Genomic DNA, 22014 nt, shown 5'->3' with positions numbered 1-22014 from the left:
CGCGCCGGCAGTGGGCTACAATGCGGTTTTTCCTGAACACAGCCTTCTCGCCGCACATGGAATTCTCGATCACCACCCTGGCCCTGCTCGTCCTGACCCCGCTGCTGGTGTGGCGCATCTACAGCCGCATCAAGACGCAAATGCAGCGCCAGCGCTCGATCGTCTCGCGCCACTACACCGGCGTGCTGGTATTCGGCGCGATGATCCTGGTGCCGCTGGCGCAGCTGTTCGACACGCCCTACAACCTGGCGGCGCTGCTGGTCGGCGCCGGCGGCGGCATCGGCTATGCGGTCTGGGGACTGAAACTGACCCGGTTCGAGGAAACCCCGCAGGGTTATTTCTTCACGCCGCCCGCGCGCCTGGGGCTGGTGATGGCGATGATCCTGGTGGCGCGCCTGCTGTACATCGGCATCGAGGTGTATGCCAACCAGGGCAAGGGCATTCCCACGCCGCGCCTGACCGACAGCCCGCTCACCATGCTGTGCGTGGGGATCACGGCCGGTTACTTCGGCTACTACTCGGCGGCGCTGCTGCGCTGGCGGCGCAAGGTGCGCAAGGCGATCGATCAGGTGTGATGATCCGACAAGGACGATGCAACAAGAAAGGGGCCGATGGCCCCTTTCTTGTTTATGCGGCCTTCGCCTCGTCCTTCCTTCGCTGCAGCACGAAGATCGGCTGCGCCCACTGCATGTCCTTCTTCTTCTTGCTCGTGATGAGCGTGAGTTCCGAAGGATCGTAGACGTCGGTGTTGTGCGTCAGCGGCGTCGTCATCAGGTACTGGGCATCGGTGTTCTTCAGGAACTCGCCGACCAGCTGGATATTCCGGATATCCAGGTGCGCGAACGGTTCGTCGATGAACACGAAGCCGCCCGAGCCTTCTTCCGATTTCAACAGGCCGATCAGCAAGACCAGCGACTTCATCACCTGCTGGCCGCCCGAGGCTTCGCCGTCGTTCATCCCGATCTGGTCCTTGCCGTCGAACTTGAAGCGCACGTGCAGGCCGGCCTGCGCCAGCTGCACGTCGTCGTTCTCCAGCCGCACCGGGTCGGCCTGGACGTCGATGCCGGCCAGCGAACCCAGTTCGCGGATGTTCTTGGTATAGGTCTTGATCGTGTAGCGCAGGCGCTCGATATAGGCCCCGCGCGCATTGCCGGTGGCTTCGATCGCGCGGTTGTTCTGGTAGCGGCGCTCTTCGGTCTCGCTCTGGCGGGCTTCGAGCTGCTCGTGCAGGCGCGCATATTGGTCGATGACGGTCGGGTCCAGTTCCCAGTCCTCGCGCGCCAGCGAGTGCTCCAGCGAGCCGAGGCGCAGGTTGACCTGGTGCGCGTTCTGGTGCTTGGCCACCAGGTCACCGCGCCAGTTGGGGTTCTTCCAGGTGACAGGCACCGCGCGCCAGCCCCGGCGCAGCTCCAGCAGCGCCCTGGCGTGCTCGCTGCGCTGCTCGATCTGGCGGCGATGATTCAGGCGCATGCCGGCTTCGGCTTCCGACAAGGCCATGCGCGCGTTCTGCCACACGGTGTCGGCGCGGGTGCGCGCCACCGTGGCGTTCTTGCTCAGGGTCTGCAGCTCGCCCAGGCGCGCGCCGACTTCCAGACGCTCGGTCTTGAGCGGCGCAATCGCGCGCGCGGCTTCCTCGAATTCTTCCTGGCGCGCCGACAGCTCCTTGGCGGCGTCGACGCCGGCGATACGCGCCTTCAGGCCGCCCACTTCGGCGGCCAGCTTCGAGATCGCGAGGGTCAGCTCGTCTTCGCGTTTTTCCAGCGCCGGCATCAGTTTCTGGATTGCCTCCAGGCGCTGGGTCTTGCCCGCGGCGCCGAAGCGGTAGCGCGAAGCCTCGACGAACAGCGAGCGGCCACCGCGGCGTTCGCGGTGGTAGGCGTCCGGCGTGATCCATTCGTCCGAACGGCTCTTGAAGCCTTCGTCGACCGAGTCGACGCGTTCGATGCGTTCCAGCTGGTCGATCAGCCAGCCCGGCGCCTTGCTCGAGAAGCGCACGACGGACAGCAGGCTGTCGTCCTTCACCACCGGCGCGTTGACGCAATCCGGCACGATGAAGTGGCGATAGCGTTCCTTCTCGGCCAGGCGGTAGGCCGCCGGCGCATCTTTCGCATTCTCCAGCAGCACCACCGAGGCGTAGCCGCCCAGCACACCCTCAACCGCGCCCTGCCATTTCGGATCGGTCACCTCGACGATGTCCGACAGCATGGCGTGGGCGATGCCCTCGTCGCGCAGCGCGCGGCGCATCAGGCGCTGCGCTTCCGGCTCCGGCATCGAGGTCTTGCCCTGCAGCGCGGAGATGGTCGCCATCTCGCCCGCGATCTTGCTGGACACCGCTTCACGAGCGCTCTTCTGGCGCGCCAGCTCGGCTTCCTTTTCTTCGAGCTGCTTGGCCACTTCGGCGATGTCGGCGCCGGCGTCCGCCGCCAGCTTCTGCAGGCGGTCGCGCTGCTCGAGCAGGCTTTCCAGGGGTTTGAGGCGCGTGTTCACCTCGGACAGGCGCTTGGCCAGTTCGCCGCCTTCCTGTTCCAGCGCGGTTTCCTGCTTCTGCGCCTCGGTGAGCGCGCGCTGCTGCGCCGCCAGTTGGCTGCGCTTCTCGGCCAGCTGGCCGTCGGCCTGCACCAGCGGCTTCTTCGCCTCGCGCAGCATGCGGCTGTTGTTGGCCGCCTTTTCGCGCGCCTCGTGGTATTGCAGCGCCGGCAGCACTTCTTCGTGCAGCTCGCGCTTTTCCTTGTTCAGGTCGGACCACTGGTGGTGGTTGGCCACGCGCAGGCGCAGGCCCTCGAGGTTGGTGCGCGAGGTCTCGAGTTCGGTCTCGAAGCGTTTCAGCTCGACCTCGGTGTCGCGCTGGTGGCGCTTGGCTTCGTCGTAGGCGTCCAGCACTTCCTTGTCGCCGAAGACCTGGAACACCAGGTCCAGCAACTGGCGCGGCGCGTATTCGCACAGTTTGTCGGTCTCGCCCTGCTCCAGCGCCAGCACCTTCGACATCGCCGGCGACAGGCCGGCCGAGGCCAGGCGCTTGCGATAGTTCTCGACGCCCAGCCAGTCGGTGGCTTCGGTCACTTCCTCGATCTCGACGTTACCGGGTCGCATCAGGTACTGGCGCTTCCAGTCGCCGCCGTTCTTCTGCACCTGGCAGAACAGGGTCACCTCGTCGTCCGAGAAGAAGCCCGAATGGCGGAACGGCCGGTTCGACAGCTGGCGTCCGATCGGCTTGTTGTCGACCACGGCGCGCAGCCAGGCGCTTTGCTGGCCCGAGTGGCGCGCATAGTGCTTGTACGTCCGGCCCATCGAGCAATCGAGGCCGAACAGGGTGCGCATCGCGTCGAGCAGCGTGGTCTTGCCCGAGCCGTTCTGGCCGGCGATCGTAATGATCTTGGCGTCCAGCGGGATGTTCTTGATCCGCTGCCAGTAATCCCAGTGGACCAGTTCGAGTGATTTAATGTGGAACATCGGCTATCTCAGTTCGGGGTATCGGTTGCGTCATCGGCTACATGAGCGGTAGGCTCGAGCTGCTCGGCCGCCACCGCATCGTTGGCGGCTTCGGCGTCGACGGCCACCTTGCGCGGAGCGGCGGCCAGCGGCGCGCGCTTGAAGACTTCGGACAGCGCGCCGTTGATGATGCGCTCCTTGAGCACGTCGGTGTCCATCATCAGGTCCAGCAGCGGACCTTCCAGGATCACGTCGCCGCGCCGTTCGATGAAGCCCAGCTTCGACAGCACGCCCAGGTTCATGTCCATGCGGGTCTTCTTGCCGAGCTTGTCGCCGAAGTCCGACAGCAGCGCGGTGTACGAGATGCCGATCGAGGCGTCTTCGGCGCGCGGGATCGGCGTCTCCTTCTCGAACATATCGTTCTGGTCGTCGTCCACCGTGGTGTGGGTTTCCTGGCGCTCGCGCTTGGGCAGGATGATCTGGGCCCACAGGACCACCAGCAGGGCCACGCCGTCGCGGGTCAGGCCGAAGTTATTGTTCTGCCAGATGTCCTTGGCGCCGAAGATCTTCGGCTCGACGTTGCGGTGCAGGGCCACGGTCACATGGTCGGCATACACGTTGTCGAGCAGTTTGAGGCCCGATTCGAGCAGGCGCTTGTCGACTTCGGCGCGGAACTGGTCGTCCGACAGCGCGCGCTTGACCATCTTGTCGTCGCGGCGCAGGGTCTGGTGCGTCAGCAGGCGCGCGATCAGGATTTGTGCATCGTCATTCATTTGGGCGTGCCGTCCGAAGGGTGATCTAGATTGAGGGAGAGGGTCGCGATCGACATGGCCGCCACTTCGGGGTCGTCGAGTTCGATCATCTGGTCCTGGGCCTCGAAGGCGAGCGGCAGGCGCGCCAGGTCGGCGGTCGCGCCCTGCAGGCTGGCCTCGGCCGCGTCGCCCAGCAGCGGCAGCAGCGAGGCGCGGTAGGACGCGACGGCGAAGCTGGCCGGCAGCAGGGATTCGTGCAGCTGGACCTTCTTGGGACCGACATCCGAAAATTCCGGGAAGTTGCCCAGGTTGGCGAAGTCGGCCAGCTTGTTGATCCAGTCGTTCAGCTCGACCATCATGGCCGGGTTGTCGTTGATCGTCAGCGGCGCATCCTGGCCGCTCGGCAGGCCTTTCGGGCCGGTCGAGATCACGCGCTCGGCCAGCAGCTCGGTCTCGGCCACGTCGATCATCTCGGCCGGGGTGGCGAACAGCGGCGTCACCGGGCGGTCGATCGCATCCGAGGCCAGGCTCGCCAGGTCGTCATGGGCCAGCAGCCAACGCTTGACGTCGGTGGTCGACAGGCCGGACTGGCCCAGGTGCACGCGCTGGCGCTCGATCTGGTTCAGCGCGCGCGAGAACATGCCCTGCATATTGAGCAGCGCGCTCTGGGCCCGGCCGATGGCCTGGGCCGCGCGATGGGTGGCGCTGTCGGCGCGCTCGTCCGAGGTGATGGCGCGCAGGATGACCGAGCCCTTCTCCACCCAGTCGCAGGCCATATGCCACTTGGCCTGCGAGGTGCGGAGGCGAAACTCGGAGCCGGAGGCGATCGCGTCGCGGAATTCCTCGGTCAGCTCGATCAGGCGGCCCAGCAGGTGCTTCAGCTGGTCGACGGTCACGCCGCCGACCGCCTGGGCGCCGGCCACCTGCGACAGCAGGAAGCCCATCTCGGCGTCGTCGTCTTCTGGTTTACCCAGCGCCAGCAGGGTCTCGAGCGCCGACAGGACGTTGCGCGCCAGCGGCGTGATGCGGTACACCGCGGCCGGGGCATCCCAAGCGAGCAGGCCGTGGCCGCGCAGGCGGTTGAGCACCGTCTCCAGGCTCTCGGGAATCAGGTAGGCCAGCTTCTGGTTGATGTCGGCGCGCGAGAACGCCGAAGTGGCGGTGTCACCGGCCAGTTCGCGCAGGACGAGCAGGCGCACCAGCACGCCGTCCTGGGTGCCGTGGAACAGGGCCGTGAAGGCCGACAGCATCGGCTGGGCACGCTTGAGGTGGAAGACTTGCTCGATTTCGTCGGGAGCGACGCCTTCCTGGAAGTGTGCCTGCAGCGGATCAAGTTCCGGCGCTAAGGCCGGGGAGTCGGCAGCGAGGGCCGCGCCGGCAAGGGGATCGATCATCGTTGTTACCAGTCTCTCGTGCGCGGTCGAGACGGGCCTGGCATGCGCAATATTGACAATGTTGACAATATCTACATGAACGTATTGACAGGCCCGACCGGCGTCGCGGGGGCGTCAGTATAACAGGCTGGACTGCCCAATCAGCGATTGCCGGCCCCGACCGGGGGCCGACAATTGCGGGGAAGACACAGATGTGACTTATGGTTTAGCAATACTCTTCAGCGTCTGTTCGATGGTTTCCTTGTCGCCTTCCGTGAAACGGATCTTGACCGGATACCATTCGTGCTCCGGCGCCAGCCACACCTCGATGTTCTGGTCGCGGCTGTCCGGCAGGGCCTCGCGGCTGACCAGCACCGCATCGACCTGGCCCAGCCCGGTCTTCACCTTCTCGCGCTTGACCACCTTGAAAGTCCAGGCTTCGGCGCTGGTGCGGCCGGCCACGAAGAACGGCCATTCCGAGCCCGGCTTGAACTTGTCGCCTGCGGCGCGCGCGACGGCCGCTAGCTGCCAGGTGATCGATACCCGGTCCTGCTCGCCGCCCTTGAGCGGATAGGTCTTGTCGCCTTCCGAGAAACTCATGACTTTTTCGCCACGGTCGAAGGTGATCGAAGTCGGGTCCTTGCGCAGCCGCTTTTCGGAAAATTCCACCGGCGCCAGGCCGAACTCGTCGATGGCGCCCTGGCTGCGGTTGTCGAGCAGGGTGCCCAGGATGGCCACGCGCGATTCGACGTGCAGGTCGTATTTACCGTCGCCGGCGCGCCATGTGACGGTGGCGTCGCCCTTGAGCGACAGGCCGCGCTGGCGCGCGCTCAGGTCATACTGCAGGTCGGCCGATGGCGGCAATTCGAAGGCGCGCTTGACGGCGGGATGCGCCGCAGCCGACGGATTGGCGGCCTGGGCGGCAGTGCTGCCCAGGGCGAGTGCCAGCGTGCATGCGACGCCGGCCTTTCGAATGTTGTTTAGAAGCATATCAAAATCCTGAATGGTTCAAGACGATATTATTCACTGTTTGCGTGGTTACTGCTCCATTGGCCTCCGTATTGCGAATCCGCACTGGATACCAGCCGTGTTGCGGGGCCAGCCAGATGTCGAGTGTCGACTTGTAGGAGCCGGGCTGAGGCGGGCGCGTCAGGTGCCAGGTTTGCAGCTTGCCAAGCCTGGTATCGATCTCTTCCTGCCCCACCACATTGAACCGGTAAACGGCGGCGTCGCGGTCTTCGCCGACAAAGATGTCGATATCGCCGCTGAGTTGCTTGGGGTCGCCGCGCGCGATCGCCGACAGCTGCAGCGGCACGCTGGCCTTGTCCTGGGCGCCGGGCACCAGCGGATAGGCCGCCTGCGACGCCGAGAAGGTCACCTTGTTCTCGCCCCAGTTGAAATGGGTGGCGGTGAGCGAACGGCCGCGCCGCTTTTCCGTCATCTTGATCGGCGCAAAGCCGCTTGCCGCCACCGCGCCCTCGCTGTGCAAGACCACCAGGTTGACCCGCGTAAATACCACCCGAATGCCGGCCTCGACCTGGATCTTGTAGGTGTCGTCGTTCAGTTGCCACGCCAACAAGGCCTCTCCCGACCATTCGGTGCCGTCCTTGTCGGTGCGGGCGACGTCCAGCGTGATCGAAGCCGGGGGCGGCATGTCGACCTTGTAGCGGCGCATCTCGGGAGCGGCTGGGGCGGCCGGCTCGGCGGGCGCCGGCGCTTCTGCGGCTGGCGCTGGCGCCGGCGCAGCGGGTGGCGGCGCCGGCACGGCAGGCGCCGGCTCCAGGCCGCTTCCCCCGGCGACGCCATCGGCCGCGCCGGGTTCCATCCCGACGGTAATGCCGCCCGCCTGGGCCGGTATTCCGAATTCGACCGGCGCAATCACGGGCAAGGGCAGCGGCGCCGCCTCCGGCACCGGCAGGGGCGCGGGCGGCGGCGGTGGCGGCGGCACGGCGGCCGGCAAGACTTGCGCCAGGATCGTCGCCGCCCCGCCTTCGCCATGGCCCTGGCGCGGCAACTCCAGGTTGACGTCGAGCAGCACGCTCAGCACGATCCAGTGCAGCAATACGACCAGCGCGACCGGCAGCAGCCGGCGGCGACGCGGAAGTAAAAGTGGTGCGGATTGCATATCCGCTAGTGTAGCGCGGGCAAGGCCCGCGCTGCACGGCGCCTGGATCTTCCTTCAGCAACCTCAGGTGATCGCCCCGCCGTCGACGGTGAGCACGGCGCCGGTGATCTGGCGCGCCGCCGGGCTGGCCAGGAACGCCACCGCCGCCGCCACGTCGCGCGGCTCGCCGAAGCGTCCCAGCGGAATCAGCGACTTCTGGAATTCGGCGAAGTCGCCATTGGCCGGATTCATCTCGGTGTCGGTCGAACCCGGCTGCACCAGGTTGACGGTGATGTCGCGCGCACCCAGTTCGCGCGCCAGGCCGCTGGTGAAGGTCTTGAGCGCGGCCTTGGTCAGGAAATACACGGTGGCCCCCTCGCCGACGATGCGGTCGGCGCCGGCCGAGCCGATGTTGACGATGCGCCCGCCCTGACCCAGGTGCGGGATGGCCGCCTGCGCCGCCAGGATCGGACCGCGCACGTTCACGTCCAGCAGGGCGTCGATATCGTCCACGGCGATGTCGGCGATCGGCGCATAGCGGGCGATCGCGGCGTTATTGACCAGGATGTCCAGGCCGCCCAAAGCCTGGGCCGCCGCGTCGACCGCGCGCCGGATCGCCGCCGGGTCGGCGCTGTCGGCCTGGATCGCGACCGCCTTGCGGCCGTGGCCTTCGATGGTGCGCACGACTTCCTGGGCCCGCTCGGCCGAACGCTCGTAGGTGATCGCCACGTCGGCGCCCTGCTGCGCCAGTTCGATGGCGATCGCGGCGCCGATGCCGCGCGACGCGCCGGTCACGATGGCGCGTTTTCCTTGCAAGTTGTTCATGATATTCCTTTTCTGTGTTGATCGATACAGAAATGGTAGATCCTCCGTCGGCGCGCTGTCAATTGATTTTTTTAGTGATCGACACATATATTGTGAAACGGCGTGCGGCGTTGTCCCGACCCGCAGCCGGACATATACTGTGCGCAATGCAAACGCCCGACCAACCTCTCCACGACGAAGCGGCCTCCCCGGCGCCGGCGACGCGCGCCCGCGGCCGGCCACGCGCCTTCGACCGCGAGGCCGCCTTGTCAAAGGCCATGCGCCTGTTCTGGCAAAAGGGTTATGAAGCCACGTCGCTCACCGACCTCACCGCCGCGATGGGCATCGCCTCACCGAGCCTGTACGCAGCCTTCGGCTCCAAGGAGGCCTTGTTCGTCGAGGCCCTGAACCATTACGGCGCCACCTATGCCTGGGGCTGGAAGAACTTCCTCGACGCCCCGACCGCGCGCGACGCGGTCCAGGCATGGCTGATGGATTCCGCCGCCTTCCTGACCGGCGGCGTCGAAGACGTCCCCCTCGGCTGCATGGCGACCCTGTCGGTGATCGGCGCCGCGGGCCACCAGGAACTGTGCGAGCAGACACGCGCCGCGCGCGCCGCGCCGCGAGCGGTCGTCAGGAAACGCCTCGAGCAGGGCGCCGCGGATGGTGAGATCCCGGTGTCGGTCGACCTGGACGCACTCGCCCGCTTCGTGCAGATCGTCCAGAACGGGATGTCGCTCCACGCGCGCGACGGCGCCAGCCGCGCCGAACTGGAGGCGGCGGTGAAGGTGGCCATGCGCAGCTGGGACGCCCTGGTCGAAGGCTAGGACGGTCAACGCAGCGAGTTCAAATGGCTGCCGAGCCGATGGCCCAGCGCGCAAATAGTCAGCGAAGGATTGACGCTGCCGGCGGTCGGGAACACCGAGCCGTCGCTCACCCACACATTCTCGAAACCGAATACCTTCAGGTCGGGGTCGACGACGCCGTGTCGCAGCGTCGTCGCCATGCGCGCCGTACCGAGGTGGTGGGCGGCGGAGGCGCAGGTATCGCGCCAACCCGTCATCGGGTCGGCCCGGCAGCCGCTCACCTCGCCATGCCGGCGAAAGCCGGCCATCAGCAGCTCGTGGTACTGCGTGAACATCTCGAGGTCCTGCTTGCTCAGCTGCCAGTGCACACGGGCGATCGGCATGCCGTAGCGGTCACGCTCGTGCCCGGACAGGCTGACCTGGCTGTCCGGGTTCGGCAGCTGTTCCGTCATGAAGAACAGGTCGCCATGGTGCGAGCGCAGGCCCAGCGGCAGCTTCTGGTGCGCGATGCGCCACAGGATGTAGGGATGGCGCACCAGGGACGCCACGTGCGACAGGCCGATGTCGCGCGGACCGCGCACGCCGAGGAAGGACATCACCGCCTTGTTCGGCACCGGGCGCCGGTTGATGCCCTTGCGGATGAACACGGCGTGGTTGGGCAGGCGGTGCGCCTGCTGGAATTCGCTGCTGAGCATGAGCCCCGGGAAGACCTGGATGTCGTCCTTGACCGTCCTGGCGCGCGCCTTCGGCTTGGCCGCAAGCGGCTGGCGGAACGTGACTTGCGACAGGTAGCCGGCGGGATGGTCGATCAGGTTGCGCCCGAGCCACCAGGATGGCGGCTGCGCCATGCCATGCGGGCCGAGCGAATTCAGAAGGAGGCGTGGCGTCTCTAGCGCGCCCGCCGCGATCACGAAGCGGTTGGCGCGCACTTCGAAGCGCTGCGCGCCGCTGCCCACGACCACGCTTCCTGCCATTCCCTGCGTGCCTCCATGCCGTTGCCGCAGCTGCAGCGCGGTGCTGTTGCACACGCAGCGCGCCTTGCCGTTGCGGCACCATTCGCGCAAGACAGGCTTGCCCCGGAACGGCGGCGAGCGGTAGCGGTAAGCCTTGGAAGCCAGCATATTGCTCATACTGAGCGCCATGCCGCCGTGGTGGCCGGCAGTGTCCTGCGGCAGGTCCTGGCCGCCGCACAGGAAGTCCAGCGCCACCGCATACCAGGGGTCGAGATCGGCGCGCGTGATGGCCCAGCCGCTGTGGGCGATCCAGGGGCGCGCGAGAAAATCCTCGTCGTCGAGCGGCGCGCACACGCCATGCCAGAAAGCGGTGCCGCCGCCCACCTCCAGTCCGCGGCTGGTCGAAATGCCGAAGGGACGGCCGACACTTTCGATACGCACCGAAGGCGGATCGTGGCGCGACGCCGTCATCGGCCCGGTTTCGACGAACAGCACGTCGTGGCCGGCGCGCACCAGGGGATGGGCCGCGGAAATCGCTCCCATGCCGGTGCCGACGATGCAGATATCGGCCTGGAGTGTCGTGTCTGGTGCCAGCTGCCGGCCATCGATGAGCATCGGATTCACCACGAAAGGTTAAATTGCCAATTTTCAATTTTGTGCAGCGCAACTTTTCCATCCTAACGTAGAGATGACATTTGCTAAATAGACAATATTCCTGACAGTTCAAGCTGTCTTGGGTCCAGCGCAAACGAGACGTCTTCCAGGTCCGCGCCCCGCATGGCCCATCCGTGCGTAATCTGCTACGCTTGCCGCACAACCACTGGAGACCAACCATGCTGAATCAGCCCATGCCAGGAATGACCGACACGCTCGAATTCGTCAAGAACCTGTGGGGCGGCATGAACATCCCCGGCGCCATGCCAGGCATGGGCGGCATGCACATGCCGGGCGCCGGCCTGTCGGTGGAAGACCTGGACAAGAAGATCGCCGACCTGAAGGCGGTCGAGTCCTGGCTCAACCTCAACCTGGGCATGCTGCGCGGCTCGATCCAGGCGCTGGAAATCCAGCGCGGCACCCTGGCCACGCTCAAGGCGATGGGCGACAGCATGGCCCAGGCCATGAGCCAGACCGGCGCCGCCAGCGACGCCGCCATGGCGCCGTTCGCGCAATTCTTCACCCAGGCCGCGCAGGCCGCCGCGCCCGCCGCCGCCAGGCCCGCCGACAGCGCCGCGCCACCGCCGCCGGCGCCATCCGCGGCGGCGCCCGACACCCCGGTTCCGCCACCGGGCGCCGAGGCATCGGGCGCGGCCATGCCGGCCGCCGTCGCCTGGTGGAATCTCTTGCAGGACCAGTTCCGCCAGGCCGTGGCCAGCGCCATGCCGCCGGACAGCGCCCATCCCGACAAGGCCGGCGGCGCGCCGTCCGATGGCGGCGACCACCCCGCAGCCGGCGCCGCTGCCGCCGGCAAGCCATCCGCCGCAGGCCAATCCGCCAGCGCCCAGAATGGCAACGGCAATCCGGCCCCCGGCCGGCGCGGCGCGCGCGGCAAGACCGACAAGGCCTGAACGCTTGATCCAGACGGTGGCGCTCGCCCCCAAACCGTGCTGAACTGACGCGGCGGCCCGGCCTGCCCGGCCCGGCCGCTTCCCCGTCCAGCCGGAGCGAGCGCCATGTTGCCGAGCGACCTGACCCACCTGACGCCCTCGCAGGTCGACGACCTGCGGCGCAAGCTCGCCGCCGCCGGCTGCGATCCGCCGCCCGGCGCGCGCACCGTCGCCGAGCTGCGGGACGCCTTCGCCCTGCTGCGCAAGCGCCACGCTTTGCCCCCGTCGGACAAGATCGACGCGGCGCTGCTGCGCTGCCTCGACGCCGCCGCCGGCCACCTGTTCGGCGAGGTGTTGCGGGACGAACTCGACATGCTGCGCCCCGAGACCACGCAAGAGGGCTACGCCGCGCTCGAAGCCGCCCTGCCGCCCGACCGCGAGCGCCTGTTGCAGCGCGCCCATGGCGGCATGCTGGCCGGCCTGGCCCTGTCCGGCGGCGGCGTGCGCAGCGCCACCTTCAGCCTGGGCGCCTTGCAGGCGCTGGCGCGCTGCGGCCTGCTGCGCCACATCGACTACCTGTCCACCGTGTCCGGCGGCGGCTTCGTCGGCGGCTGGCTGTCCAGATGCCTGCATGCCAACGGCGGCGACATCGCCAAGGTGGAAGCCATGCTCGCGCCGCAGGCCGGCAGCGTCGAGGCGCCCGAGCTGCGTTTCCTGCGCCAGTACAGCAACTACCTGTCGCCGCAGGGCGGCATGTTCAGCGCCGACACCTGGACCCTGGTCGGCACCTATGTGCGCAACACGGGCCTCAACCTGGCCATGCTGGTGGCCTGGATGTGCGCCCTGCTGCTGCTGCCGCGCTTCGCCGTCTGGGCCGTGCACCGCGTGGTCGCGCCGGGCGGGCCATGGACGCATCTGGCCGACATCGCCTGGATCCTCGGCGTGCTGCTGTTCCTGTTCGCCGTGTTCTGCATCGCGCTGTCGATTTCGAGCAAGCCCGAAAGCTCGCGCGGGATGCGCCGCTTTCCGCTGTCGCAGGGCGCGGTCCTGTGGTGCATCAACCTGCCCCTGCTGCTGGCGGGCTTCCTCGGCAGCCTGGGCCTGTGGCGCCACGGCGGCGCGGCGCCATCGAGCTTCCTGCCCACCCAGCTCGAGGGCCGCTGGCACTGGCTGCTGGCCCCGGGCCTGGTGTATTTCATCGTCTGGGCCTGCGGCTGGTACCTGGCCCACGACCGCTCCAGTCCCTACCGCCGCAGCGGCTATACCGTGTGCGCCGCAGGTGCGGCGGCCGTGCTGCTGGTGCTGCTGGAAGCCGGCCGCGCCTTCGCCCCCGGGATCCTGGCGCTGCTGCGGGTCGATGCCGCCCGGCTGTCGCTGCTGCTGTGCTGGACGGTGGGCGTGCTGCTGGTGCTGGCCGGCTGGCTGGCCATCTACACGCGGCTGCACGCCGACCCGCCGCTGCGCGACCTCTCCCGCGCCGAGCTGGGCGAAGGCCTGTCGCACTTCCTGTGCGCGATGGGCGCGCTCACCCTCGGCACCCTGCTGCTGCTGGGCGGGATGGCGGTGCTGCCCGATCCCGCCGGCCAGCGCGTGCTGAACGACGCGATCGCCCTCGCCACCTTCGGCATGCCGCTGATGATGGCGCTGTTCGCCGCCACCATGACCCTGATGATCGGCCTGGTCGGCCGCCTGTACAGCGACGCCAGCCGCGAGTGGTGGAGCCGCCAGGGCGCCTGGACCGCGATCTTCGCCCTCCTGTGGCTGACCGTCTACGCCACGTGCTTTTACATCCCTCCGTTGCTGCACTGGGCCTGGCTCACCTACGAACCCTGGTCGAACCTGGGCACCCTGCTCGGCTGGCTGGCGATGACCGCCTTCGGGCTCAAGGCCGGCAGCAGCATGTCGACCGGCGCGCGCGGCGCCCCGGACCCGAAGCTCGAACTGGTCGCGCGGCTGGCGCCCTATGTGTTCACGGTCGGGATCTTCGCCCTCCTGAGCAGCCTGGTGCAGGCCACGGTGGCGCTGCCGGACGCTGCCTGCCCGAAGGCCGAGCTGACCTGCGTGCTGCGCGCCCATGCCGACGCCACCCTCGCCACGGGCGGCACGACCCTGCTGCTGGCCTTCGGCGCCTTCCTGGGCGCCGCCCTGCTGCTCGGCTGGCGGGTCGACATCAACAAGTTTTCCCTCTATATGCTGTACCGCAACCGTGTGGTGCGGGCCTGGTTCGGCGCCAGCAACCGCGCGCGCCAGCCGCATCCCTTCACCGGCTTCGATCCCAACGACGACATGCTGCTGGCCGAGCTGCGCTACGGCCGGCCCTACCCGATCGTGAACACCGCGCTGAACCTGGTCAGCGGCGCCGAGCTGGCCTGGCAGACGCGGCGCACCGCCTCGTTCGCGTTCACGCCGCGCTGGTGCGGTTACGAGCAGGCCAGCGCGGTCCCCGGCGGCGCGGGCGCGCCATCGGGCTGCTACCGGCCGACCGACGGGTATGCCTCGCGCTCCGGGGTCGGCCTGGACGACGACGCCGGCGTGCGGCTCGGGATGGCGGTGGCCTTGTCCGGCGCCGCGGCCAGCCCGAACATGGGCGCGCACTCGTCGCCGCCGCTGAACTTCCTGATGACGATGTTCAACGTGCGCCTGGGACGCTGGTGCCCGAACCCCGCGCGCCGCGCCTGGACCAGCGCCTCGCCGCCGATCGGCCTGTTCAGCCTCTTGTCCGAGCTGTTCGGCCAGCTCGACTCCGACGCCGCCTATGTCCACCTGACCGACGGCGGCCACTTCGACAACCTCGGCATCTACGAGCTGGTGCGGCGCCGCTGCCGGCTGGTGATCGCGGTCGACGTCGGCAGCGACCGCTATCTCGCCTTCGAAGACCTGGGCAATGCGATCCGGCGCTGCGGCACCGACCTGCACGTGCGGATCGACCTCGATGTCTCGCGCCTGGCGGCCGAAGGCGACAGGGGCATGTGCGGCGCAAGCTGCGCGGCCGGCAGCATCCGCTACAGCCAGGCCGACCGCGGCGCGGCCGACGGCGTGCTCCTGTACGTGAAACCGGCCATCGTCGGCAGCGAGAACGCCGACCTGCTCAACTACCGCAAGCTCCATCCCGACTACCCGCACGAAAGCATCGCCGACCAGTGGTTCGACGAAGCCCAGTTCGAGAGCTACCGCGCGCTGGGCGACCACATCGTCGATTGCGCGCTGCGCGAGGCGGCGCGCGCCACCGTGGGCGCGAATGGCGAACAGGACATCGAGGCACTGTGCGCGCAACTGCTGCAGCGGCATGGGCCGGGCGCGCGCAGCCGCGCTCCGGAATAGTCAGCCCGCCGATGTCGGTTCCGGCAACGGCGCGCGTGAAGGTACCGTGTGCGCCGCCAGCAAGCGTCCCAGGCAGGCCAGCGCCAGCAGCGAGAACAGCACCGCGCTGCCCAGCGTCAGCCGGTAATCGTGGCCCGAATGGTCGAGCAGGGGCCCGATGCAGCTGGCCACCAGGATGTTGGCGAAAGCGACCAGGATGTCCTTGCTCGCGTTGTAGCGCACGAACTCCTCGCGCGGGAACAGCGCCAGCGGCATCGCCGCCGCCGCGGTGAAATAGGCGCCGGAGCAGATCACGTGGGCCACGTAGAACGGGCGGAAACTGGCGGCGCCGTCGACCAGCAGCCAGCCGCCCAGCGCGATCGCGAAGTACAGCGCCATCATGGCGGCGGCCACGCGCACCGCGCCGCGCCGGTCGACCAGCCAGCCGATGACGAAGGCGCTGGCGATCGACACCGCATAGGCCAGCGCGGTCAGCTCGCCCAGCTCCACCTTCGACAAGCCCAGGTCGAGCGCATAGTGCAGCGAAAAAGTATTGAAGGGGACGAAGGTGACGGCGGCCAGCATGAAGGCGCCGAAGATCCACAGGTAGCGGCGCTGGGCGCAGCACAGGCGCAGCTGCGTGCGCGCCAGCGCCAGCCGCCCGCCTGCAGCCGCCGCGTCGTCATGCGCGGCTGGCGCCGGCGGCGGATAGTCCCCCTCGCGCACCATCAGGCACATCAGCGGTATCGTCAGGCCGAAGATCAGGGCGATGGCCACCAGGATCTCGGCCAGCCAGGCTTCGCTCAGGGCGAACAGGGTCATGTTGAAGCCGATCGCCACGCCCAGGCCGACGACGCGCACCGCGGCATAGAAGCGGCCGGCCAGCCCGAAGGGAATGACGTCGGCCACCAGCCCGGCGAACAGCGCCATGGTGGTCATGGCGGCGGCGTCGAACACGGTCCAGAACAGGCAGAACAAGCCCAGTTCGAGCGCGGAGAGGCCCGGCGACCAGGCGCCCAGCAGCGCGTGCGCGCCGGCCGCGAACGCCGGCGCCAGGGCCACGCACAACATGGCGGCGGCGGCCAGCGGCGCACTGACTACCAGGTAAGGACGGCGCCGTCCCCAGCGGCTGCGGCTGCGGTCCGACCTCAGCCCGATCGCCGGCACCACCAGCAGGCTGATGAGCGCCGGCACGGTCGACAACAGCATGGCGACGGCGGTGTCCGAGGCGCCGTGGTTGCGCAGCACGACCAGCCCGATCGGGCCGGCCCAGCGCTCGCGCACCGCGATCCCGAGGGCGCCGACCAGCAGCCAGCCGACCAGCACGCACAAGCCCCAGGCGCCATAGCGCAGCGTGCCCGCCTGCCACCTTGCCTGATCGAGGACGGCGCGCGGCCTCACGGCGCTAGGCCGGCGCCGGGCCGGTCGAGTCGCGCACCACCAGCTCGGTGGCGAAGGCGATGCGGGCGGCGGCCGGCGGGCGGCCTTCGATCATCTCGACCACCTCCTCCACCGCGCGCTCGGCCAGCGCCTCGTAGGGCTGGTGCATCGTGGTCAGGCGCGGGAACACGTGGCTGGCGGTCGAGATGTCGTCGAAGCCGACCACCGAGACGTCGGCCGGCACTTTCAGGCCGCGGCTGGCGATGGCGTCGAAGGCGCCAAAGGCCATCTCGTCGTTGGCGGCGAAGATGGCGGTGGGCGGCGCCGCCAGCTCGAGCAGGCGGCATGTAGCGGCGAAGCCGCCAGGCTGGTTGAAGGCGCCGTCCACCACCAGGTCCGGGTCGACGGCGATGCCGGCCGCCGCCAGCGCTTCGGCATAACCGCGTTCGCGCTCGGCGCTCTGGCCGGTGCGCTTGGTGCCGGCGATGAAGGCGATGCGGCGGTGCCCCAGGCCGATCAGGTGCTCGACCGCGCGCCGCGCGCCGATGCGGTTTTCCAGCACGATGGTCGGCAGCGCCAGCTGGCGCGCATCGAAGAACACCAGCGCGCAATTGAGCTGCTGGCGCTCGACCGCATCGAGGAAGCGGTCGTCGGCGGTTGGCATCAGGAGCAGCAGGCCGTCGCACAGCTTGCTGAGCGTGGCGCAGGTGGTCATCCGGTCCGGGCTGTCGAAGCGGTCGGCATTGAACAGCAGCAGGTCGTAGTCGCGCTTTCTCGCCTGCTCGCCGATGGCGCGCACCAGCTCGTGCAGCACCACCGGGCCGTAGTTGTTCATGAACACGCCGATCAGCTTGCTCTTGTCGCCGCGCATGCGGCGCGCCAGCATGTCCGGCGTGTAGTTCAGCTGGGCCGCGGCCGCCATGATGCGCTCGCGCGCCGCCTCCGACACATAGCCGGTGCCGCGGATCGCGCGCGAGGCGGTGATCGGCGCGACGCCGGCCAGGCGGGCGACCTCGCTCAGTTTGCTGGCTTTGGCCATCTGTCTCCTTCAATCGATCATGTTGTTGAGTGTTTGCAGTAACTCAGCACTAACCTGTGGTTACGATACCACGTCGAGCTCGGCCGATTCCAGAGTTTTTTCTGCAAAATCAGGCGCTTATCCTGCAGGCACGGCCTGTGCATCACCATTGTTGAGTATTTACGATGCACATGGTAACGTAACCATACGGTTGTCATATAAGCAGCGATGGTCGGCGACCGGTGCTTCATCTTCAGCCGCACGTGCCGAGCACAGCGGCCCGACATTACAAGCGAACCTCGAAGTTCGCGGTCAGGAGACACTATGCAGAAGAAGATTTTGGCCGCGGCGCTGCCGCTGGCTTTGGCCGCCGCATACATGACACCCGCGCTGGCCCAGCAGGCGCCCACCGTTCCCCCCTCCCCGCCCGACACCGCGACCGCGGACGCTACCGCGGAACCACCAGCCGCCGACAGCACGGCCGCGCCCACCACCGTGGTCGTCACGGGCTTTCGTTCCAGCCTGCAGAAGGCGCTGAACCTCAAGCAGCAGGCGATCGGCGTGCGCGATTCGATCGTCGCCGAGGACATCGGCAAATTCCCCGAGGCGAACGTGGCCGAGTCGCTGCAGCGCGTTCCCGGCGTGATCCTGAACCGCGACGACAGCTCGGGCGAAGGCCAGCGCATCTCGATCCGCGGCCTGCCCACCGAGTATTCGGTGACGACCCTGAACGGCGCGCCGGTCAACACGACATCGACCAGCACCATCGGCAGCGCCGCGCGCGGTTTCAACTACGACGTCTTCGCGTCCGAACTGTTCGGCCGGGTCGACTTCTACAAATCGCCACTGGCCGAACTGACCGAGGGCGGCATGGGCGGCATCGTCGACCTGCAGACCCCGCGCCCGTTCGACAGTCCCAAGCGCACCATCCGCTACGCGGTCTCCGGCGCCTACAACACCAGCGCCAAGGAGGCCGATCCGACCGGCTTCGCGCTGTATTCGAACACCTGGGGTGCGTGGGGCTTCCTGGCCGGCGTGGCGCATTCGAAGGCGGTCAACAACCGCTCCGGCTTCGAAGCCACCGGCGGCTACAACAGCTCGGCCAACGGCAGCCGCAATCCCGTGATGGGCAACTTCGCCCTCGCCCTCGACTACGACGACCCGCGCGCCAACCTCTCGGGCTACTCGCGCGAACAGATCGACAACGCCCTGCTGCCGCGCATCTACCGCTACTACGGCTCGCAGAACCGGCGCAGCCGCGACGGCCTGGTGAGCTCCCTGCAGTTCAAGCAGGGCGGCCTGAACCTGAGTCTGGACGGCCTGTATTCGCGCCTGGAGAACAGCCGCGACGAGCTGTATTACGGCCTCCTGATCCGCAACACCCGCACCACCAACCGCAACGCGCCGCCGGGAACCAACGGCCACAATGGCCTGGTGCCGATCGACGTCAAGATCGATCCCGGCTCGAACCTCCTGACCGGCACCTTCGGCAATACCTCGTACAGCAGCGGCGTGACCTATGGCGAAGACAAGACCGAGTTCGGCTACCTGGCGCTCAACGGCCGCTGGGAGGCGCGCCCGGGGCTGGTGATTACCGGCCAGGTGAGCGCCAACAACAGCAAGGCCACCAGCTATTCGGACACCCTGTCGGGCCAGATCTTCGGCGTCGACACGACGATCGACTACGGCCTAGATCACGTCTATCCATCGATGTCCTCGCCGGTCGACTACACCGACCCGGCCAATTTCAGCGGCTTCGACGTCACCACCGGCTGGACCCGCGAGCGCGACAAGGGCCGCCAGGCGCGCCTGGTGGTGGACTACGACTACGACCTGTTTGGCGGCTGGACCGGGCGCCTCAAGACTGGCCTGGTCTACGTCGACACCAGCAAGGACGTCGAAAAACGCAATGCCGGCGCCGCCATGAAGGCGAAGATGGTCGGCCTGGGCGACGCCAGCGTGCGCGCCAATATGGTCTCGGTCCTGCCGATCCCCGACCTGGACATGGGCGCCGGCTGGCCGAACCGCTTCGGCACCTTCACCCGCGACTATGCGTTCTCGACCTACGACCCGGTCGCCTTCAACACGAGCGAGGCGTTCACGCCGGCGCAGAGCTTCGGCGCGGCCGAGAAGGTCAGCACCGGCTTCGTCCAGTCCGATTTCAAGGGCGACGTGCTGGGACGCGAGCTGCGCCTGAACGCCGGCGTGCGCTGGTCGCAGACGAAGCTCGACATCGACAACTTCAAGCGCAGCGGCAGCGGCAACACCTACCAGCCGAACAGCGAACAGGGCAAGTACACCAATGTGCTGCCGGCCGTCAGCGCGGCCTGGGACCTGAACGACGAGCTGATCTTCCGCACCTCCTGGGGCAAGACCATCAGCCGCGCCTCGCTGTCGATCATCGCGGCCCAGACCGTGATCCCGAACGCCTTCGACAATACCGCGACCGCCGGCAACCCGAACCTGCGGCCGCAGCAGTCGAAGAACTTCGACACCAGCCTGGAATGGTATTTCAAGCCGGGCAGCCTGCTGTCGGCCGCGTATTTCAAGAAGAAGCTGACCGACGCCACGGTGTCGACTACCACCAACACCACCTTCGGCGCGCTCGGCCTGCCCGACACCGCGCTCGGGGCGATCTTCCAGGACAGCAGCGGCCGGGTCGATCCGAACCTGCCGATGGTGCTGCGCACTTACAGCAACGCCGGCGAACAGACGCTCAAGGGCTACGAGCTGGCCTACCAGCAGGACTTCACCTTCCTGCCCGACCCGTTCAAGGGCTTCGGCGCGCTGGCCAGCTATACCCACATCGATCCCTTCAACAGCATGCGCTGGATCACCAACGCGGGCAAGGAGATCGAGGTCAACTCGGTGCCGAAATATGCCTACAGCGTCACCGCCTATTACGAGCGCGGCCCGCTGGCGATGCGCCTGTCCTACAACTACAAGGACCGCTCGCTGCATGGCGACAATCCGCGGAATAACGGCGACGACCTGATACGCTGGCGCGCCGCGCGCGGCTACCTGGACGGCACCATCAGCTACAAGCTGTCCGAGAACCTGGAGCTGCGCCTGGATGCGCTGAACCTGACCGACACCCTGAACTACGACTACTTCGAGGACGCCACCGGCCAGTACGGCAGCGGCAAGCACACGCGGATGGACTACGCGAAGTACGACGGGCGCACGTTCAAGATCGGCATCCGCGGCAAGCTGTGATGCGGATGACCGGCTTTCTCGCCCGCTGCGTCGGGCTCGTTGCTGGCGCCGTGGTGCTGCACGGCTGCGCCAGCAAGCCCGGAGCCAGCATCGTCGACGTCGGCCCCGGCTGGGCCGGCAACTCGGTCAACGCCGTGGTGTTTCGCAAGAACGCCCTGGCGAGCGACGGCGCGCACCAGTACATCGCCTACTACGACGGCGCCGGCCAGGTCGTGCTGGGCAAGCGCCGCCTCGGCGGCGACACCTGGGAACTGCGGCAGACTGACTGGCACGGCAATGTGCGCGACGCCCACAATGCGATCAGCATCATGGTCGATGGCGAAGGCGTGCTGCACATGGCCTGGGACCAGCACAACAACGCGCTGAACTACGCTCGTGGCGTTTCCCCCGGCAGCCTCGAACTGCGAAAGGCGCCGATGCTGGGGCGCGACGAAGCGTCGCTGTCCTATCCGGAGTTCTTCCGCATGCCCGACGGCGGCCTGCTGTTCCTGTACCGCGACGGCGGTTCGGGACGCGGCAACCTGGTCGCCAACCGCTACCATCCGGCCACGGGCTGGCGCCGCGTGGCCGACAACCTGATCAGCGGCGAGGGCCGACGCAACGCCTACTGGCAGGCCGGCGTGGATGGCCTCGGGGTCATCCACCTGTCCTGGGTCTGGCGCGAATCGCCCGACGTCGCCAGCAACCACGACATGGCCTATGCGCGCTCGCGCGACGGCGGCGCGAGCTGGGAAGACAGCAACGGCAAGCCCTACCAGTTACCGATCAGCGCCGCCAGCGCCGAGTATGCGGCGCGCATCCCGCAGAACAGCGACTTGATCAACCAGACCTCGATGGCCTTTGACGCCCAGGGCCGGCCCTATATCGCCAGCTACTGGAGGACGAAGGACAGCGCCGTGCCCCAGTACCGCGTGCTGTACCGGCGCGACGAAGGCTGGCGCCGGCTCGACCTGGACTTTCGCCAGACCGCCTTCTCGCTCGCCGGCATGGGCACCAAGGCGATCCCGATCGCGCGCCCGCAGCTGCTGATCGACCAGCACGGCGCCAACCCATCCGGCGTCCTCGTGTTTCGCGACAGCGAGCGCGGCGAGCGCGTGTCGGTGGTGCGCATTGCCGGCTTCGACGCGCCGCGCTGGTCGGTGCACGACCTGACGGAAAGCAGCGTCGGCGCCTGGGAACCGAGCTACGACACCGAGTTGTGGCGGCGCCAGGGAGAACTGCACCTGTACCTGCAGGCGGTGCGGCAAGTCGATGGCGAAGGGCTGGCCGACGTGCCGCCATCCACCGTGCAGGTCTTGCAGTGGCGACCCGCAAGCGACACCCACATTCAATGAA

15 protein-coding genes are annotated in these 22014 nt (G+C 67.9%); 6 read left to right on the top strand and 9 right to left on the bottom strand.

The window, feature by feature from the left end; translation table 11 throughout:
- The first annotated feature begins 20 nt into the window (after positions 1-20).
- The gene (locus tag J3U95_RS03480) at positions 21-575 is read left to right on the top strand and encodes a CcdC protein domain-containing protein (RefSeq protein WP_229519613.1); all 555 of its coding nucleotides are present in this window, start codon (positions 21-23) and stop codon (positions 573-575) included.
- 52 nt (positions 576-627) lie between these two features.
- Here the strand turns inward: J3U95_RS03480 and J3U95_RS03475 are convergent, their stop codons facing one another.
- From J3U95_RS03475 to J3U95_RS03450, 6 genes are all read right to left on the bottom strand, one after another.
- Positions 628-3450: an ATP-binding protein gene (locus J3U95_RS03475; RefSeq protein ID WP_208277271.1), complete on the bottom strand. Its 2823-nt coding sequence runs from the start codon at positions 3448-3450 to the stop codon at positions 628-630.
- Between the two features lie 8 nt (positions 3451-3458).
- Positions 3459-4202: a hypothetical protein gene (locus J3U95_RS03470; RefSeq protein WP_208277270.1), complete on the bottom strand. Its 744-nt coding sequence runs from the start codon at positions 4200-4202 to the stop codon at positions 3459-3461.
- A complete protein-coding gene (locus J3U95_RS03465) occupies positions 4199-5575 on the bottom strand; it encodes a hypothetical protein (protein WP_208277269.1) in 1377 nt (458 codons plus the stop codon). Before J3U95_RS03465 ends, J3U95_RS03470 begins: the two co-directional genes overlap by 4 nt.
- A 198-nt stretch (positions 5576-5773) precedes the next feature.
- Entirely contained in the window at positions 5774-6544 is a 771-nt protein-coding gene (locus J3U95_RS03460; RefSeq protein WP_208277268.1) for a DUF3108 domain-containing protein, read from the bottom strand.
- 1 nt (position 6545) lies between these two features.
- Positions 6546-7679: a DUF3108 domain-containing protein gene (locus J3U95_RS03455; protein ID WP_208277267.1), complete on the bottom strand. Its 1134-nt coding sequence runs from the start codon at positions 7677-7679 to the stop codon at positions 6546-6548.
- A 63-nt stretch (positions 7680-7742) separates the two neighbouring features.
- The gene (locus J3U95_RS03450; protein ID WP_208277266.1) at positions 7743-8483 is read right to left on the bottom strand and encodes an SDR family NAD(P)-dependent oxidoreductase; all 741 of its coding nucleotides are present in this window, start codon (positions 8481-8483) and stop codon (positions 7743-7745) included.
- A gap of 146 nt (positions 8484-8629) precedes the next feature.
- Here J3U95_RS03450 and J3U95_RS03445 point away from each other — a divergent pair, with 146 nt between their 5' ends.
- A complete protein-coding gene (locus J3U95_RS03445; RefSeq protein ID WP_208277265.1) occupies positions 8630-9289 on the top strand; it encodes a TetR/AcrR family transcriptional regulator in 660 nt (219 codons plus the stop codon).
- A 5-nt stretch (positions 9290-9294) separates the two neighbouring features.
- On the opposite strand, the gene J3U95_RS03440 is transcribed toward J3U95_RS03445, so the two are convergent.
- The gene (locus J3U95_RS03440; protein WP_208277264.1) at positions 9295-10836 is read right to left on the bottom strand and encodes a GMC oxidoreductase; all 1542 of its coding nucleotides are present in this window, start codon (positions 10834-10836) and stop codon (positions 9295-9297) included.
- Positions 10837-11054: 218 nt separating this feature from the next.
- On the opposite strand from J3U95_RS03440, the gene J3U95_RS03435 reads away from it, so the two are divergent.
- Together J3U95_RS03435 and J3U95_RS03430 are read left to right on the top strand one after the other, a co-directional pair.
- A complete protein-coding gene (locus J3U95_RS03435; protein WP_208277263.1) occupies positions 11055-11786 on the top strand; it encodes a PhaM family polyhydroxyalkanoate granule multifunctional regulatory protein in 732 nt (243 codons plus the stop codon).
- 105 nt (positions 11787-11891) lie between these two features.
- Entirely contained in the window at positions 11892-15086 is a 3195-nt protein-coding gene (locus J3U95_RS03430) for a patatin-like phospholipase family protein (protein ID WP_208277262.1), read from the top strand.
- Here J3U95_RS03430 and J3U95_RS03425 read toward each other — a convergent pair whose 3' ends face one another.
- Both J3U95_RS03425 and J3U95_RS03420 read right to left on the bottom strand, forming a co-directional pair.
- Positions 15087-16466 (bottom strand): MFS transporter, encoded by a 1380-nt coding sequence (locus J3U95_RS03425; RefSeq protein ID WP_208277261.1) that lies wholly within the window; start codon positions 16464-16466, stop codon positions 15087-15089. It abuts the gene before it with no gap.
- Positions 16467-16470: 4 nt separating this feature from the next.
- Entirely contained in the window at positions 16471-17484 is a 1014-nt protein-coding gene (locus J3U95_RS03420) for a LacI family DNA-binding transcriptional regulator (RefSeq protein ID WP_208277260.1), read from the bottom strand.
- A gap of 303 nt (positions 17485-17787) precedes the next feature.
- On the opposite strand from J3U95_RS03420, the gene J3U95_RS03415 reads away from it, so the two are divergent.
- Together J3U95_RS03415 and J3U95_RS03410 are read left to right on the top strand one after the other, a co-directional pair.
- Positions 17788-20679, top strand: a complete 2892-nt coding sequence (locus tag J3U95_RS03415; protein ID WP_208277259.1) for a TonB-dependent receptor — start codon at positions 17788-17790, stop codon at positions 20677-20679.
- A gap of 5 nt (positions 20680-20684) precedes the next feature.
- Positions 20685-22013: a BNR repeat-containing protein gene (locus J3U95_RS03410; protein WP_229519612.1), complete on the top strand. Its 1329-nt coding sequence runs from the start codon at positions 20685-20687 to the stop codon at positions 22011-22013.
- Position 22014 lies beyond the last annotated feature (1 nt).

The sequence above is a fragment of the Massilia oculi genome (assembly GCF_017582745.1).
In the GTDB taxonomy this organism is placed as follows: Bacteria; Pseudomonadota; Gammaproteobacteria; order Burkholderiales; family Burkholderiaceae_D; genus Telluria; species Telluria oculi_A.
Note: the sequence above shows the minus strand (reverse complement) of the source record. Positions and strands in the feature narration are given on the sequence as shown.

Excerpts from the sequence above, each read along its gene's own strand:
- J3U95_RS03465 (WP_208277269.1), bottom strand. The coding sequence starts at position 5,575 with ATGATCGATCCCCTTGCCGGCGCGGCCCTCGCTGCCGACTCCCCGGCC.
- J3U95_RS03470 (WP_208277270.1), bottom strand. The coding sequence starts at position 4,202 with ATGAATGACGATGCACAAATCCTGATCGCGCGCCTGCTGACGCACCAG.
- J3U95_RS03450 (WP_208277266.1), bottom strand. The coding sequence starts at position 8,483 with ATGAACAACTTGCAAGGAAAACGCGCCATCGTGACCGGCGCGTCGCGC.
- J3U95_RS03475 (WP_208277271.1), bottom strand. The coding sequence starts at position 3,450 with ATGTTCCACATTAAATCACTCGAACTGGTCCACTGGGATTACTGGCAG.
- J3U95_RS03460 (WP_208277268.1), bottom strand. The coding sequence starts at position 6,544 with ATGCTTCTAAACAACATTCGAAAGGCCGGCGTCGCATGCACGCTGGCA.
- J3U95_RS03480 (WP_229519613.1), top strand. The coding sequence starts at position 21 with ATGCGGTTTTTCCTGAACACAGCCTTCTCGCCGCACATGGAATTCTCG.
- J3U95_RS03440 (WP_208277264.1), bottom strand. The coding sequence starts at position 10,836 with ATGCTCATCGATGGCCGGCAGCTGGCACCAGACACGACACTCCAGGCC.
- J3U95_RS03430 (WP_208277262.1), top strand. The coding sequence starts at position 11,892 with ATGTTGCCGAGCGACCTGACCCACCTGACGCCCTCGCAGGTCGACGAC.
- J3U95_RS03420 (WP_208277260.1), bottom strand. The coding sequence starts at position 17,484 with ATGGCCAAAGCCAGCAAACTGAGCGAGGTCGCCCGCCTGGCCGGCGTC.
- J3U95_RS03410 (WP_229519612.1), top strand. The coding sequence starts at position 20,685 with ATGACCGGCTTTCTCGCCCGCTGCGTCGGGCTCGTTGCTGGCGCCGTG.
- J3U95_RS03455 (WP_208277267.1), bottom strand. The coding sequence starts at position 7,679 with ATGCAATCCGCACCACTTTTACTTCCGCGTCGCCGCCGGCTGCTGCCG.
- J3U95_RS03445 (WP_208277265.1), top strand. The coding sequence starts at position 8,630 with ATGCAAACGCCCGACCAACCTCTCCACGACGAAGCGGCCTCCCCGGCG.
- J3U95_RS03435 (WP_208277263.1), top strand. The coding sequence starts at position 11,055 with ATGCTGAATCAGCCCATGCCAGGAATGACCGACACGCTCGAATTCGTC.
- J3U95_RS03415 (WP_208277259.1), top strand. The coding sequence starts at position 17,788 with ATGCAGAAGAAGATTTTGGCCGCGGCGCTGCCGCTGGCTTTGGCCGCC.